At 55.2% G+C, this 15,571-nt stretch carries 11 protein-coding genes and 6 pseudogenes; 5 read left to right on the plus strand and 12 right to left on the minus strand.

Annotated features, from left to right (window positions below):
• Nucleotides 1-154 (plus strand): annotated as a pseudogene (locus QMG56_RS22260) (IS5/IS1182 family transposase); the annotation flags it as partial.
• Here QMG56_RS22260 and QMG56_RS22265 read toward each other — a convergent pair.
• The 7 genes and pseudogenes from QMG56_RS22265 to QMG56_RS22295 all read right to left on the minus strand — a co-directional run bounded on the left by QMG56_RS22265 (nucleotide 146) and on the right by QMG56_RS22295 (nucleotide 6,221).
• Nucleotides 146-442: a hypothetical protein gene (locus QMG56_RS22265; protein WP_281825014.1), complete on the minus strand. Its 297-nt coding sequence runs from the start codon at nucleotides 440-442 to the stop codon at nucleotides 146-148. The pseudogene QMG56_RS22260 and the gene QMG56_RS22265 overlap by 9 nt on opposite strands.
• Nucleotides 442-2,067: pseudogene (locus QMG56_RS22270) on the minus strand (IS66 family transposase). Before QMG56_RS22270 ends, QMG56_RS22265 begins: the two are co-directional and overlap by 1 nt.
• Before the next feature lie 62 nt (nucleotides 2,068-2,129).
• Complete coding sequence (tnpB, locus tag QMG56_RS22275; protein ID WP_281825016.1) at nucleotides 2,130-2,477, minus strand: IS66 family insertion sequence element accessory protein TnpB; 348 nt, start codon at nucleotides 2,475-2,477, stop codon at nucleotides 2,130-2,132.
• Nucleotides 2,474-2,842 carry a transposase gene (locus QMG56_RS22280; protein ID WP_281825018.1) on the minus strand — a complete coding sequence of 123 codons (369 nt, stop codon included), beginning with the start codon at nucleotides 2,840-2,842 and terminating at the stop codon, nucleotides 2,474-2,476. The genes tnpB (QMG56_RS22275) and QMG56_RS22280 overlap by 4 nt, the downstream gene beginning before the upstream one ends.
• Nucleotides 2,843-3,376: 534 nt before the next feature.
• Entirely contained in the window at nucleotides 3,377-4,510 is a 1,134-nt protein-coding gene (locus QMG56_RS22285; RefSeq protein ID WP_281825019.1) for a glycosyltransferase family 4 protein, read from the minus strand.
• Complete coding sequence (locus QMG56_RS22290; RefSeq protein ID WP_281825021.1) at nucleotides 4,507-5,265, minus strand: glycosyltransferase family 25 protein; 759 nt, start codon at nucleotides 5,263-5,265, stop codon at nucleotides 4,507-4,509. The genes QMG56_RS22285 and QMG56_RS22290 overlap by 4 nt, the downstream gene beginning before the upstream one ends.
• Nucleotides 5,262-6,221 carry a polysaccharide pyruvyl transferase family protein gene (locus tag QMG56_RS22295; protein WP_281825023.1) on the minus strand — a complete coding sequence of 320 codons (960 nt, stop codon included), beginning with the start codon at nucleotides 6,219-6,221 and terminating at the stop codon, nucleotides 5,262-5,264. The genes QMG56_RS22290 and QMG56_RS22295 overlap by 4 nt, the downstream gene beginning before the upstream one ends.
• A 171-nt stretch (nucleotides 6,222-6,392) precedes the next feature.
• Between QMG56_RS22295 and QMG56_RS22300 the strand changes: the two genes are divergently transcribed.
• Genes QMG56_RS22300 through QMG56_RS22310 form a run of 3 tightly spaced genes read left to right on the plus strand, consistent with a single transcriptional unit; the run spans nucleotide 6,393 to nucleotide 10,012 of the window.
• Entirely contained in the window at nucleotides 6,393-7,436 is a 1,044-nt protein-coding gene (locus QMG56_RS22300) for an acyltransferase (protein WP_281825025.1), read from the plus strand.
• Nucleotides 7,433-8,530, plus strand: a complete 1,098-nt coding sequence (locus tag QMG56_RS22305; RefSeq protein WP_281825027.1) for a glycosyltransferase family 4 protein — start codon at nucleotides 7,433-7,435, stop codon at nucleotides 8,528-8,530. The genes QMG56_RS22300 and QMG56_RS22305 overlap by 4 nt, the downstream gene beginning before the upstream one ends.
• The gene (locus QMG56_RS22310; RefSeq protein ID WP_281825029.1) at nucleotides 8,531-10,012 is read left to right on the plus strand and encodes a lipopolysaccharide biosynthesis protein; all 1,482 of its coding nucleotides are present in this window, start codon (nucleotides 8,531-8,533) and stop codon (nucleotides 10,010-10,012) included. It abuts the gene before it with no gap.
• 289 nt (nucleotides 10,013-10,301) lie between these two features.
• Here the strand turns inward: QMG56_RS22310 and QMG56_RS22315 are convergent.
• Nucleotides 10,302-10,757: pseudogene (locus QMG56_RS22315) on the minus strand (integrase core domain-containing protein); the annotation flags it as partial.
• Between the two features lie 53 nt (nucleotides 10,758-10,810).
• Between QMG56_RS22315 and QMG56_RS22320 the strand changes: the two are divergent.
• Nucleotides 10,811-11,892: pseudogene (locus QMG56_RS22320) on the plus strand (transposase).
• Nucleotides 11,893-12,080: 188 nt separating this feature from the next.
• On the opposite strand, the pseudogene QMG56_RS22325 reads toward QMG56_RS22320, so the two are convergent.
• The 4 genes and pseudogenes from QMG56_RS22325 to QMG56_RS22340 all read right to left on the minus strand — a co-directional run.
• Nucleotides 12,081-13,651, minus strand: a pseudogene (locus QMG56_RS22325) (IS66 family transposase).
• A 42-nt stretch (nucleotides 13,652-13,693) separates the two neighbouring features.
• Complete coding sequence (tnpB, locus tag QMG56_RS22330) at nucleotides 13,694-14,041, minus strand: IS66 family insertion sequence element accessory protein TnpB (protein WP_281825031.1); 348 nt, start codon at nucleotides 14,039-14,041, stop codon at nucleotides 13,694-13,696.
• Entirely contained in the window at nucleotides 14,038-14,421 is a 384-nt protein-coding gene (locus tag QMG56_RS22335) for a transposase (protein WP_281825032.1), read from the minus strand. The genes tnpB (QMG56_RS22330) and QMG56_RS22335 overlap by 4 nt, the downstream gene beginning before the upstream one ends.
• 265 nt (nucleotides 14,422-14,686) lie before the next feature.
• Nucleotides 14,687-15,448, minus strand: a pseudogene (locus tag QMG56_RS22340) (transposase); the annotation flags it as partial.
• Nucleotides 15,449-15,571 lie beyond the last annotated feature (123 nt).

Genomic DNA, 15,571 nt, shown 5'->3' on the forward strand with positions numbered 1-15,571 from the left:
CGAACGGGTAGCCAGGGCCAATACCAGGCGCTCCAAGATCCGCGCTCAGGTCGAGCATGTGTTCGCCGGGCAAAAGCACCGTATGGGTCTCGTCATGCGCACCATCGGCATCGCCCGCGCCACCATCAAGGTAAGCGTCCGATTGTTACCCTGAGGTCTGCGCCTTGACGGTTTTTATGACGTCGGGGTCATCGACAAAATCCTCGAGAAATTGATCCCACTCGTCGGGAGATTGCCGTGCGGCAGCGATCATATCGCGCAGCTCGGCTACACCATCGTCGGTAAGAGCAGTGCGATAGTCGTCCGGGCCGAAACCGACGCTGATGATGGACCCGTAAGTCAGGTTGTCGTCATTACTGACAATCGCATCTATGAGGTCCGGGTGCTCGCCAAGCATGTCAGCGACATAATCGAGCATGAAGACGTGTCTGACCGTTGCCATCAGGCGGTCTTAGTTATTGGCGCGAGCGGGCGCCAGTTCCAAGGAAGCAACTCGTCAATCCGGTTGATCTTGTGGTCGTGAATGCGTTGGAAAAGATCGGTGAGATAGGCCTGTGGCTCGAGGTCGTTCATCTTGGCGCTTTCGATGAGCGTCATGGCGCTGGCCAGGGTCACGGCGCCGGCTTCGGAACCGGCGAATAGCCAGTTCCGTCTTCCGATTCCGATGGATCGAAGGGCGCGTTCGGCCGCATTGTTATCGATGGCGACCCGCCCGTCTTCGAGGAACAGGCAGAAAGCGGGCCATCGGCTCAGCCCATAACGGAAGACCTTGGCCAGATCCCCTTTGCCCGGGATGCGGGTGAGTTGCGCCTCGGCCCAGGCATCCAAGGCCTCGAGCTTCGGTCTGCTCCGCTCTTGTCGCACGGCGCGGCGATGGTCGGCGGGCTCCCCGGCAATCTCACGCTCAATGTCGTAGAGATATCCGATGCGCTCGAGTGCCTCGTGCGCGATTGGCGATTTTTGCGATATCCAGATGTCATGGAAATCCCGTCGCCAATGGGCAAAGCAGGCGGCTTCCCGGAAGCGTGGGTTTCCGGCGGCATCGGGTTCATATAGCTTTGCATAGCCCTTGTACGCGTCGGCCTAGAGGATGCCGCCCGCGCTACCAAGGTGAGCCAGGACATGCTCCGCTTTCCAATTGGAAGCGTAGCGATAGGCAACGCCGGGCGGCGCGGCGCCGGCCCAGGGGCGCTGGTCACAGACATACCCCCAGATCCGGCCTTGCATCACGCCTTTGCCGATGCCGCTGGCGCGTCCTTCCGGGGTCAGCACACGGATGGGTGTATCGTCGGCGTGGATGATCTCGCTACTCAGGACCGAGGCTTCGATCCCGTCGATCACGGGCAGCAGGATCCGCATGCCGCGGCCACACCAGTCAGCAAGAGTGCTGCGCGGAATGTCGGCGCCCATTCGCGCGAAGATCTCGTTTTGCCGGTAGAGTGGCAACTGGTCGTCAAACTTTGAGACCAGTACATGGGACAGGAGACTTGGGCCAACCATACTGCCGGGGATGGGGCGGCTCGGGGCCGGCACCTGAACCATCTTCTCGCAGCAGCGGCAGGACTTCTTCGGGCGCGCGACTTCGATGACCTTGAGCTTTGCCGTGATCATCTCGAGCATCTCGCTTACGTCTTCGCCAACGAGGCGCAAGTTGCCCCCACAATCCGGGCAGGTGGTGCCCGGGTCTAGTTCGTGCCGTTCGCGCGGCGTATCCTCTGATACGCGCGGACGCCGAGACGGACGGGCCCTGGCAATGGGGCCACCATCGACAGCGGCGGACACATCGCCTGGATCATCCTTGTCGTTCGCAACGACGGCCCGCTCGGCGGCGGTGACGAGCAGGTCTTCAAGAGCGAGCTGAAGCTGCTCGATCTCGCGTTCGATCTTCTCGGAGGATTTGCCGAAGGCCTGCTTCTTCAGCCTGGCGATCCGCAGGCGGAGCGTCTCGATCATCAGATCATGGGCCCGCAGTGTCACTGTCAGTTGCGCGTGCTCCGCCTGCAACCGGGCGACCATCGCCCTGAGGAGAGCCGGGTCTTCGGGAAGATCTGCCGCCGCGTTCAGCATGAATCTTCCTTACCGGACACGGTCCAAAAGTCCAGAAAAACGGGCTTTTTGCGGCAAAGAAATCATCCCACGCGCGCGGGCGGCGCGCCCCAGTTCGGACGCCTCCAGTCGATCCCTTCCCACAGCATCGCAAGCTGTGCCGATGTCAGCCGCGCCGTATCGTCGCTGACAGATGGCCAAGGAAAACGACCTTGCTGCAGAACCTTGTAGTACAGGCAAAACCCTTGGCCATCCCAGTAGAGAAGCTTCACCCGGTCGCCGCGTCTTCCGCGAAAAGCAAATACGGCACCGCTCGCTGCCTTTTGGTTCAGTATTGTCTGGGCCAGCATCGCCAGCCCCGAAATCCCTTTGCGCATGTCCGTCGCGCCGCAAGAAAGATATACCCGCACGCCGGTCCCCGGTCCGATCATGCCCCTTCGATCGAGCGGACAAGCCGCACTAAGGTCGTGCCCTCGATGCCGCTATCGAAGCGAAGGCGACGTCCCTGCGCCAGGAACAGTTCGACAATGGAAGCTGAAATCACTCGCTCCTCAAAGTCAGGCGCCGCCAGCATCGATGGCGCGATGTCGACCGGCAAAAAGGTAGGGCCGGATAACGCAGGCCTTTGCCCTTTCTTCTTGAACGCATGGCGCCAACTGTAAATCTGGGCCCGTGACACATCGTAGTGCCGCGCTACACGCGACAGCGTCTCGCCGTTCACGCCTACCGCAGCGACGATCTCAAGCTTCTCGGCCTCGGTCCAACGACGCCGTCGTTCTCGCCCCAATATCTCCATCGCGCGCCTCGCTCCAGTTCAGGACGTCTATATGTACGTCCTTATCGACGTCTCTTACGCGCTCAGCTCAGCCCACGGCAGGCGGCCTCAACCGGCCGGTTACCCATCAAGATCGGTATGGCCAACCTTGTCTATAATTTCCAGCGCCTCGCTTGGCTCGAGGGGCGTACTGCGCCTGCTTGATGCAAAAGCCCCCCCCAGCGGCAACGGCGACATCGAAATTACCCAAAAAATACGCTGCCACATCCTGCCAACCCGGGATCTGTCGTTCGTGCCGCCGTCACTCCATCAAAATCCGACAGTTTTTCGAGGCGTCCAGCTGATCTTCTCGGCAATCTGTACCACCGTTGCCCAGCGCGATGGGTAATCCCGCTCGCGATGCACCACATCCGGATTGCCTGCGTCCATCAATTCAAGCGAACGGCGCCGAGTTTGCCGGATGCTCCAATTCTTGAGTATATGGAGCTGATATAAGCAAGACTACAAACAAGTTCGCGCCCGAGGTGCGCGATCAATAAATACGCTATTGGAATATCATCCCAAAATACTGCGATAGTGTGAAATAAAACTGTCAGTGACTTTTGGCCAACCATAAGCGTCTGATGCAGAGATGTTACGGGCGCGATTGCCGGCAGTATCCTCTTTAAGTTTGATCAACTCGGTACGCACCACGTCCGCCGTTAGTAGAAAGTTGTTAAAATCCACAGTTCGGCCTCGTCCAGACTGCCTCACTAATCGTTCAAATGGTGCAATAGCGCTCAGTATCGGAGTGAGTCCTGCGGACATGCCTTCGACGGCGCTTAACCCAAAACCTTCATACCGCGATGCTGAGACGATAAAACTGGCTCTCCCTATAAGCTCGCGTAGCGAAGTATTGTCTGGTGCGCGAACGATCGTCACCAATCCTGCAGCATTATGCTGAGCCACGATCGCCATTAGATCTCTTGCGGTAAGATCGCTGTCCTGCCCGGCTATAATTAACTGCCATGGAGGTCCCAAGGTGGCAATCAGCTTAATGAGAGCCGGAAGGTCTTTGTTAACAGAGAAGCGTCCAATAAAGAGCAATACAGGTTCCGCGACTTGAGATGCGGCATTCCGCCATTTTTCAACATTGACTCCGTTTTCGATCGCGACGGTGCGGGCCGGGGCAATACGTGCAAAGGTTTCGGCGTCTTGTAAACTAGAACCGAATATGCGGTGATACGCGTAAGAAGACCCGCGCGTGATTGTGTTGAACCAAATCTTCTTCGCGCTGCCGGCAAACTTAGTGTGAAAGAACCCTCCATGTGTAGACGCCACTAGAGTTCGTCGATGCATTGGCTTTGTCGCTGCCAGGAAATCAAAAAAGAAATCTATCCCATGCACATGTATGATGTCGGCCCCCGCCAGTGTTCGAAGTACACGTGGGGCAAGCGGGTAGCGTGTGGAACCGCGGAACGGAATACGCACTATCTGAACGCCCTCTTGTTCATCAACCGGGGCGAGGAGGGTATCGTGATCGCCAAACAGCCGGTCGAGCGTAACCACTGAGCTGGTAATGCCTGAGCGTTCATTAAGACTACGCGCCAACATGGCAACAGATTCTTCTAATCCACCAACAGCAGGATGGTACTGGCGTACCACATGCCGAATGTGAACATTTCTTTGAAACGGCATTGAGGGATTCATGCGAATTCCACTGGGGTTTTGCCGCGCAAAGTGGAAGTCACGCGGCGGCGGAATGCTGAGAAACCCCGCAACCGCGCGTTGATCGTATCCGTCTCAATGTTGCTGCCAAATCCCTCAGCGGTAGCTTCTTCTGCGCTAAACTTATCTTGAACGGCGATGGCTGGAACAATTTGATAGGTGGTCATCGATTGAGCGATCGAAGAACCGTTTCGGTTAAACAGAAAATCGTCTGCAGGCGTCTGGAGGGCAGGATCACTACAGAGAAGGCTAGTAGCAGCTTCGCGCGACATTAAGTAAGCGCCAGCGCCCCACGCGGCGGATCGTAAAGCACGGATTGGGCGACATGCAGCAGTTGCTACCGGTTTGCCTAGCGATAGCCACTGTCCTGTACTTTCTAAACGTACAATATCAGCGTCTGCGGGAATCCAGGAAATATCGTTAAGAACGGCGGGAGTCACATCTGATAAGTGAATATCGTCTTCTAACACCAACCCATAAGTGTCAGAAGCTGCAGCAATCTGTCGCCATGCGTGAAAATGACTTAAGAAACACCCAATTTGCCCTTGCCGCCAACCTCGCCTTCCGTCTCGAGGTCTTTGCGAGATAAACGAAATGCGCTCTTCATCGGTCAGGCGTGCACCGTCTACCGCCGCGATGCGACTGAAAGAGAGCCCCAAGGTTTCTAAGCGCTGCGCCACGAAATGAAGACGGTCAACTGATCGATCCAGATTTATGAGATAAATAGGAACCGTCATACGGCTTCTCCGGAGATGGCCCGACCGATGCGGCCAGCGGCAAAATCAGAGCGCAATTGCGCAATGCGCTCCAGCAATAGTTTCTGTCGACCGCGAAGCGTCAGGTCAGAACTCAATTGCGACGGTTGATTTTGAACGCGCGATAAATCGCGAATTATCAATTGCCGACGTATGATTGAGGGCACTTTCCCGATGACACCTCGAGCAGACGCTGCCAAATTGAGTTTAGTTGCAACGTCCGAAGGCACAGCCACCGAACCACCACTTCCTGTAAATTGTGGATTTGGAGACAACTTGTGCTGGATATGCGCCCATAACCCTATCTTATGCGGCTGATAATCCATTGATAAGGAGCTAGTCCAATCTGTCCATTTGAAAATTGCGCGATGCAGTCCAATTATCGGAATCCACGGTACCCTAAAGGCATCTGCAATGATCGCAGCATGCATGGATTCGGCCACCACCAACCGAGCGCCAGCAATTGCATTGATGACGACTTTAGGATCCTGCCTTGGATCAACATATTTCAGTCCGCATTTTTCGGAAGCCCATGACCAATCGCTATCTTGAGCTGTGATCCAATGAGGAACTAAAATGGCATCGCCATGCTTGTGGCCGGACCAATTTGGCATCGTGGGCAGGAGTACTGCGGGATCAACAACCGCTCTGCCAACGGGGAGATTGAGAAGTTTCGCGGTAAGGGGGCCACGTACTGCGTAGATTGCCCAGCCGGGCCCAGATAGGTCCTGAGGGACGGCCGAATAACCGACTCCGCTTCCCATCACCACTCGAGGTTTACCTATAGGCAATTTATTGGACAGGACTGTCCCCACGCCAATTAATAAGCCTCCATCTTCGGGATCTGCGACTACTTCAGGCATGACAAACTGCCAAAGGAAGTGGTTCAAATCGTCTCCGAAATTTGGATGCTCGCCGGTCCAGCTGTATACCTTCACGCGGGGTTCCTTGCCGGCCGCCGCGGATCGTCGGCGGCCTCGATGTTAAGTGCAACCATTCGGTCCATTTCCCAATTATGCGGCTGGCAGAATGATTGATGGTGCAATGCTGCAACTGCTCTGTCATAGTCAAGGCAGATAGTCGATAGTCAGAATGGAATCAGCATTGGCATGAGCCACTTACCTTACGCGCAACGTGCGATCGAGCGCATACGCTACCTTGACGGATGGCGAGGCTTTGCAATTCTAGCGGTGATGTTTGCGCACTTTATTACGTCGAAACATTTGAATTTTGGACGTCTGGGTGTCGAACTGTTTTTCGTGCTTAGCGGCAGGTTGATGGCTGAGATCTTATTTGTGCGGAACACGCCTTTAAGTGCTTTTTTTCCTCGGCGAATCTCACGAGTTTATCCAGCACTTTTTGTTTTTTTGAGTTTGATGCTTATGGCAGGCTTGGTGCTGGGAATCGGCGACATGAATATCTCGGGCTATGTTACATCAGTGTCTTTTGCGTTTAATTATAGTCAGATTTGGATGGGGCGTCCCGCGGTGCTTGGGCACGTGTGGTCACTTTGCGTTGAGGAGCACATGTATATTGTGCTCGGTGTAGTTGCTTTTATTCACCGAAAGCGACCGCTTCCAATAATCAAATTGCTGATCTTCTTTTCCGTCGTTAGTATAGCTATTGGTGCGATACAGACTGCTATGGGAATGAGTTACTATGAGGTTTACTGGCGTACGGACGTGCGCGGAGGTTCAATTCTTATCGGTGCAATAGCTTATTTATCTACGAGAAATTTTGACTTTAATATCATTCCGCCGTGGTTGCCGCTTGCGAGTGGAGTTTTGGCGGTATTATTGAGTATGGACGTTGTTCCGGACCCTGTAAAATATAGTCTTGGAACAGCTTTATTGGCGATCAGCTTGATTTCAATGCCGCGTGCTCCAAAGTTTGCTTTAGTCGTACTGGAGCACCCGCTAGTTCTAAGAATTGGTATATGGTCTTATTCGATGTACCTTTGGCAGCAGCCTTTCGGAAAACTAGCGAACAGTACAACAGAGCGAGTGATGTCACTCCCTTTAGTATTTTTAGCGACTATCTTAAGCTATTATTTCGTCGAGAGACCTGCTCGCGCTATCATAAATGCATGGGTCGAACGACGTCGAGCAAGTCTTTATGATCAAACTGGGTCAATTGGGCGGGCGTTATTATGAATGTCGTTATTGTAAATCGTCATGTCGACGACGTGCTAGGCGGAAGCGAGATGCAATGCGATAATATTGCGTCGGAACTTTTTGAACGTGGGTATAGTGTCACCTATGTAGCGCCTGCAGGGGACATCAATAAAAATTATAACCGGAAATACAGTGTGATTCCCACACAGAGTAATTCACGTGCTATTTCTCAAGCAATAATCGGTCAAAATCCAGATGTTGTCTATTGGCGTCTAAATAAGCACCATTTTTATGGTGTGGCAAAAACTCTAAATAATAAGAAAATTCCTATTATATTTGCCGTTTCGCATATTGATGATACGAGAAAGTACAATTATCTTTCCAGTCCAAAACAAAGTTACAAGGATGCCCTGAAGGCAATTAAGCAGGCACTTACGAGTAGGCTTAATTATCTTGGATTCAAGTATGTATCAGCAGTTACCTATTTAAATGAGTCTTATCTAGGCAGTTTGCCGGTCGAATTCGAATCCTTCGTTCCAAATTCAGTAAGTGAAGTGGCTGAGGAATTCTTTTGGCATCGCCCTTTTATATTATGGGTAGCCAACATAAAGAAGGCAAAACGACCTGAATTATTTCTTCAGTTGGCAGAAAAACTGAGGGACGAGAATGTTGATTTCTTGATGGTTGGTGCCATGATGTCAAAACTTTATTCTTGGCTTGAAGATGAAAAGGAAATGGAAAATTTCAAGTATCTAGGACCAAGGTCGGTAGCGCAGGTAAACGGCATGTTGCGTTCTGCATTGATGTTGGTCCATACCTGCGAGCCAGAGGGTTTTGGTAACAACTTTATTCAGGCTTGGTTGGCGGGGAAGCCGACCGTGAGTTTAGGCTTTGACCCTGGGGGGTACATTGAAAAGTATCATCTGGGAGGTGTTGCTCATGACAATGCCGACCTGTTCACAAAGCAAGTTCGGGACCTCATCCGTGATGCAAATTTAAGAAGTTCGATTGGGCAGCAGGCTAGGGTATTTGCATCCTCTCACTTTTCAATTGCTAATACTGCTGACGGCGTGGTGGCTGTCATCGATAAGGTTGTTTCTAAAAACAAACTGATAGATCGAGTTGATAGCTAAATGTCAGATCCTATGGTGCGGTCTCTAAAGGATCGGGCAATTTCCGGCGCTGGCTGGAGTTTTTTGGACAATGCTGTTCAGCAAGCTCTGTCCCTTGTAATTTTTGTGATTTTAGGGCGTCTGCTGTCCCCGGCGCTATTCGGTATTGTTTCAACTGCCTTAGTTTTCGTACTATTGATGCGAAGCACAGTTCTAAATTCTATATCTACCGGCCTCGTTACCCTACGTAATCCTACGTCCGAAGATTATGATACCGGGTTCTGGTTATGTGTAGCGATTTCGTTGATTGCTTTTGGTTTCATCAACATTCTAGCTGGGCCACTATCGCAATTTTATGGCCTTTCAGAATTGTTGCGAGTTGTTAGAGCAACAAGTATAATAGTCCTTATATCCGGACTATCTTATTCTCATATCGGATGGGCCAGACGAAATTTTCGTTTTCGGTCTTTAGCAATGCGCAATTCCACTAGTACAGCCGTAGGGGGTGCTGTTGGGATTGTTGTTGCGTTGGCGGGGTACGGCCTTAGTGCACTCATACTCAACCAAGTGATTGCCAGTGTTCTAGGCTTATGGTTGTTATGGCGCGCCATACCTTGGCGACCAAAACGCCGCTTCTCGTTGTTGCGCGCTAGAGCTATCCTTTCAACTGCACTTCCACTTGGTGTGAACCAAAGTTTACAGTTTATATCTCAAAACTTTGATACGGCTCTTGTTACATTTCTTCTCGGACCGTCCAGCGGTGGTCTCTATGCCGCCGCTAAGAGAGTTGTTGGAGCCATTCAAATTGCGTTATGGCAGCCGATTGCGTCTGTCGCACTACCGACATTTGCGGAAGTGAGCGGAGATCCCATTCGATTTGGCAACGCTGCCGTACGCGTGGCTAGGTTGGTTATGGCGTTGACCGCGCCGCTGTTTATTGGGATCGCACTAACGGCGCAACTTTCCATCGCCGTGTTGTTCGGGCCTAAGTGGGAGGGCGCAGCGCCAATTATGGCTGTGCTGGCCGCATTTGGACTATTTATACCAAGCCTGGGCATCCTTAATCAAATAGTTATGGCAATGGGAAGGGCAAAATTGATACTCATATTCACTTTACTGCAAATGCTGCTGTCGGTAATTTCAATCGCCCTAGTTGGCAAAAGTGATCTTGTGCTATTAGCACTATGCTTGTCGGTGCCAATTCCGATCGTATTCATGCTAACATTGATTACGGTCGCGCGAATTACAACATTTCCGATCAAGCGTTATCTTATTGGGATAGGGGTGCCTCTCATCTGCACCCTAGCTATGGCTGCAGCGGTTTGGTCTATACCTCCATTAAATATGGGGGCATTGACACAGCTGATAATATCAATTTTGGTCGGTGGAACAGTATACGTCTTTGGAATCTTGAGCGTAGCACGCCAAGTTTGTATAGAGGTATGGTCTCTAATTGGCCCATTGTTACCAGCATCATCGAGAGATAGAAACGGACTGCAATGATCTATAGGAAATGCTACAACGCTACCGAATTGGGCTGAGCCCCGCATTTTCCTCCAGATTTGAGTAGAGTCCTGCCCTCAGTTGCACTGCTACCCAACCTTGGACCGCTTGGGTCTGGAGTTTTCCGCCTCGCTGCACTGCTACCCAACCTTGGACCGCTTGGGTCTGGAGTTTTCCGCCTCGCTGACCTGCACCCCGATCTTGGACCGCCCTGCTGGCGATTTTCCAGCGTGCTGACCTGCACCCTGATCTTGGACCGCCCTGCTGGCGATTCTCCAGCGTGCTGACGTCAGGGCGGGCCATGTGCCGCTGACGCCAACACGAGCGATATCGGCGGTTTGTTGCCGATCGCGCTGTGCGGTCGTACATCGTTGTAGTCTCTACGCCAAGACTCGCATTTTCGGACCGCGTGTTTCAGGCTCATGAACAAGTGTTGGTTCAAGCATTCCGCCCGGAACTTGCCGTTGAAGGACTCGATGAACGCAGTGTCCGTCGGCTTTCCAGGCCGCAAGAAGTCAAGCGTCACTCCTTTCATGTATGCCCACAGATCGAGCTCGCGAGAGATAAACTCGCTGCCCTGATCGACCCGGATCGACGCGGGATAGCCGACCTCGGCGCAGACTCGTTCCAACACGTCGATCACATCTGGGACGCGGAAGCGGAACCGTGGAACGACCGCTGGAGAGTACCGACTGAAGGTGTTGACGACAGTCAAGATACGCAGCTGGACACCCGCAAAAACCTGTGGCGTTTGGGCGGTGATGGTGATTCATTGATCTGGAGCGATCATGGAGAGCCGTGGTGGATCCGAAGTCCCTGTTCAGTTTGAGCGACCATCTTGAAGCGTTGAGCAAGGAGGGCGATCCGCTCGAGATTTTGCAGCAGACGGTGGACTTCGAGTTTTTCCGGGCTTGGCTGGTTGAAGGGCTCGGCTACGGGATGGTGCCAAGGGTGGGCGGCCACCGTTCGATCCGGTGATGATGTTCAAGGCGCTGATCCTGCAGGCGCAACACAATCTGTCGGACGCGCGGATGGAGTTCATGATCCGGGATCGCCTGAGTTGGCTGCGCTTCCTTGGACTGTCGCTTGGAGACCGGACGCCTGACGAGAACACGATCCGCCATTTTCGCAATCGTCTGACCGAGACTGGAACGCTCAAGCGGGTCATGAAGGCCTTCGACTGGCAACTGCAGAAGAAGGGTTACATCCCGATGTCCGGACAGATTGTCGATGCCTCGCTGGTGCCTGCGCCCAAGCAGCGGAATACCGAAGGCGAACGCGAAGCGATCAAGTTGGGCAAAAGCGCAAAGGATATCTGGCCGGACGAGCCGAACAAGGCAGCGCAGAAGGACATCGATGCGCGCTGGACGCTCAAGATCGGTGGCAAGGTGCGCCATCGCGCGGATGGCACGCCATTGCCTATGATCGCCCTGCCGGTCTTCGGCTACAAGTCCCACATCAGCATCGATCGGCGCTTCGGCTTCATCCGGGAGATGGCGGTGACTTCGGCATCGGCCGCCGACGGGCGTCTTCTCCGGCAGGTCGTCAGCACGGATAACACCAGTTCCGAGGTCTGGGCCGACAGTGCCTATCGCTCAAAGCGCAACGAGAAGTGGTTGTCTGATCGGATGCTCACGTCCCGAATTCACCGGCGCAAACCCAAGGGCAAGCCCATGCCGAAGGCAACCGCGAGGGCCAACGCTGCCAAATCCTCGATCCGTGCTCATGTCGAACACGTCTTTGCCCATCAAAAGAACAGGTTCGGGCTGTTCATCCGCACGATCGGCCTGGCCCGTGCCGAAGCGAAGCTCACCCTTTGCAATCTGGCCTATAACTTCAACAGGCTGATCTTCCACGAACGCAACCACAGCATGGGATGACTCTGCCTGAAGCCCGCGCAAAACGAGTGAAATCGACCGAAATGACCCGGGATCGGACCAACAACATGCCTGCAAACGATGGGGCGCATCGGAATTACCCGCGGTCGCCTTGATCAGCCCCGAAGTACCCGGTTTTTGCGGGTGTCCAGCTGGACGCCTCGAAGTAAGCGTGGCCTGAGGACCGCGGTTCAGGCTGCTTCGGCGATTACCAGATTATCTGGCTGCCAGTTCCAGGGCATGAGTTCATCCCAGCGTGCAGCAGGCCAGTCGCCAGCGATCTTGGCGATGACATCAGCGATATAGGCCTGGGGTTCGAGACCGTTGAGTTTGGCGCTCTCGATGACAGAGTAGATGGCCGCGGCCCGGTCACCGCCAGCCTTTGATCCGGCGAATAACCAATTTTTCCTGCCCAGGGCAACGCAGCGCATGGCGCGTTCCGCAATATTATTATCGATCTCCAGGCGGCCATTGTCGAGGAAGCGTGTCAGCGTGACCCAACGCTTACGGCCATAGGCAATGGCCTTGGCCATCTCGGATTTGGGCGAGAGACGGCGCAGGGCATTGTCGAGCGCTTGGCGGAGATCGTCGATCAATAGCTGGGTGCGGTCCTGCCGGCTTCGTCGTCGGATATCGTGTTGCTGGCCTCGAACTTCTGCCTCGATCTCGTAAAGCTGGCCGATGCGTTCCAGCAGATCGGTGGTGAGCGGGGTCGGCTTGGTGGCGTGGATGTCGAAGATCTTGCGACGGAAATGCGCCCAGCAGGCGACCTCGGTGACACGGTTGGTATCGTAGAGCTTGTCGTATCCGGCATAGCCATCGGCCTGCAGATAGCCGGTGAAGTTGGCTAGCTGCCGCTGGGGATGCGCACCGGTGCGATCGGTGGTGAACTCGTACCAGACCAGCGGCGGCGTGGTGGCGCCGCAGCCGCGATCGTCGACCGCATAGGCCCAGAGCCTGCCAGTCGCTGTCTTGCCACGGCCCGGATCGAGCATGGGGACCGGCGTATCGTCGGTGCGGATCTTCGAGGCGGTCAGTCCGACCTCGCGGATGCGGTTGATGATCGGATCGAGCAGGACACATGTCTGGCCAACCCAGCCTGCCAGCGTCAAGCGATCGATCTCGATGCCTGCGCGGCCATTATCTCAGCCTGGCGGTAAAGCGGAAGATGATGGTCGAACTTGGAGACCACGACATGGGCCTGCGTGCCAAAGGTCGCCTTGCCCCGCGCTATCGCCTTCACCGGTGCGGGTGCCTGCACGATCTTCTCGCAGGACCGGCAGCTATACTTGGGGCGGATGGTCCGAATGACGCGCCACTGCACCGGCACGGCATCGAGCATCTCATCGCTATCTTGCCCCAGCGGCCGCAGCGTGCCGCCGCAATCAGGACAGGTGCAGTCACCCTGATCAGGCTCGATCCGCTGCTCCTCGCGCGGCAGATGGGCGGGCAGCGCTCGAACCGGCGATGGCCGATCGACGGCTGCCGGATCGCCTCGACGTGCGGCGGCGACGATGGCCTCGCCTTCGAGTTCTTCAAGGGCCAGCTCAAGCTGGGCAATCTGGGTATCGAGCTTCTCGGACGACTTGCCGAACTGCATCCGCTTGAGGCGGGCAATCTGCACGCGCAGCGTGTCGATCAGAATATCGCGGGCGGAAATATCGGCGTGGGCAACCGCCAATGCGGCTTCAAGCTCAGCGATCCGAGCATCTTTATCAGGGGTGGAAAAGCCTGCATCCGACACTGCGATCTTATAGCAGATCGGCCGTCTTCAGGCCAGAAAAAGCGCCATAATCCCGACGTTTTATCCTGCCAGTGATGGGGTAAATGTACGCTCCGGGCGCCGCCAGTCGATGCCCTCCAATAGCATCGAAAGCTGCGCCGCCGTCATCGCCACCGACCCCGTCTTGGTTGAGGGCCACACGAACCGGCCACGGTCCATCCGCTTGGAAAACAGGCACATGCCTTGGCCATCATACCAGAGCAGCTTGACCAGATCACCCCGCTTGCCCCGGAAGGCGAACAGCGCACCGGAATGCGGGCTCTCCTCCAGAACCTGCTGCGTCATCAGCGCCAGGCCGTCGAAGCCCTTGCGCATGTCCGTCGCGCCGCAGGCCAGGAATATCTGCGTCGATGGCGGCAGCGGGATCATTGCGCCAGAACGCCGATCACCCGCGACAGCGCATCGGCATCGACCGTGGCGTCCACACTCACTTTGATGCCCGATGGCAGCTCGATCCCGATCACCCCGTTGCTGCGCGTCGCAACCGTTGGGGCGGGCAAGGCCAACTGCTCGCTGATCTGCACCCGCGCAAATGTAGGCTCGATCGGCTTGCGCACCCCGGTCAACTCGCCGGACATCGCCTGTCGCCGCCATGTGTAGATCGAGCCGCTGCCGACCTCATGGCGTTCACAGGCCGTGCGCACGCAACCTTCTGGACCAAATGCATCCCGCAGCGCGGCCAGCTTCTGTTCCACCGTCCAACGGCGACGGCCTGACACTCGGCTAACGACCTCAATCCGACTACTCATACGACCACTCATATGAGTAGTCGCTGCACCGCTTGCTGAATCCTCGATCTCATCCGACACCGGCCACCCCGCTTAAAGAGTGGCAATCAACCCGTCAGACCCTAATTGCGCAAGGCGGCCGTCAGACCTCGCTTACGCCTCGAAAAACTTTCGGATTTTGATGGGGTGACGGCGTCACGAACGGCAGATCCCGGGTTGGCAGGATGTGGCAGCGTATTTTTTGGGTAATTTCGATGTCGCCGTTGCCGCTGGGGGGGCTTTTGCATCAAGCAGGCGCAGTACGCCCCTCGAGCCAAGCGAGGCGCTGGAAATTATAGACAAGGTTGGCCATACCGATCTTGATGGTGGCGCGGGCGATGCCGATGGTGCGCATGACGAGACCCATACGGTGCTTTTGCCCGGCGAACACATGCTCGACCTGAGCGCGGATCTTGGAGCGCCTGGTATTGGCCCTGGCTACCCGTTCGGGCAGCGGTCGCTTCGGTTTTCGCTTCTGGTGGATATGGCTGGTGAACTTGCCATCTGCCAGGAATGCCTCGTTCTTCTTGGATCTATAGGCGGTATCAGCCCAGACGCCGGAGGCAGTGTTATCCTTGCTGATCAGAACCGGAAGCCGTGCGCCCTCATGGGCATTGGCGGCGCTGGCATCCCAGGTGCGGATCAGCCCGTGGGCTTTGTCGATGCCGATATGATTCTTGTAGCCGAACATCGGGATGGCGAGATCGACTGGCTTGGATGCCCTGGGATCGGCGCCCTCCCTGACCTTGGCCTTGCTGTACTTGATTGACCAGCGCGCATCGCGATCCTTTTGCCGGACCTTGGCCGGTTTCCAGTCTTCGGGCACCCTGTAACGAGTCACGTGCCTCGTCGCAGCTTCCTTGATTGCGACCTTTTCGGCTTCGGTATTGCGTTGCTTGGGTGCTGGCACGACCGTGGCGTCGATGATCTGCCCACCCATCGCCAGATAGCCCCGATCCTTGAGCGCCGCATCGAAGCGGGCGAATAACCGGTCGATCGCCTTGCTCTGCCACCTGAGAATTGGACCATTTGCGGATAGAGTTTTCCGCCGTAGGTTTCCTTGGCTGGGCAAGGAGGTTTGGTGTGAAGGCATCGAAGTTCACGGACGCGCAGAAGGCGTTCGTCATCAAGC

The organism is Sphingobium sp. BS19 (genome assembly GCF_027925545.1).
Classification (GTDB): Bacteria; Pseudomonadota; Alphaproteobacteria; order Sphingomonadales; family Sphingomonadaceae; genus Sphingobium.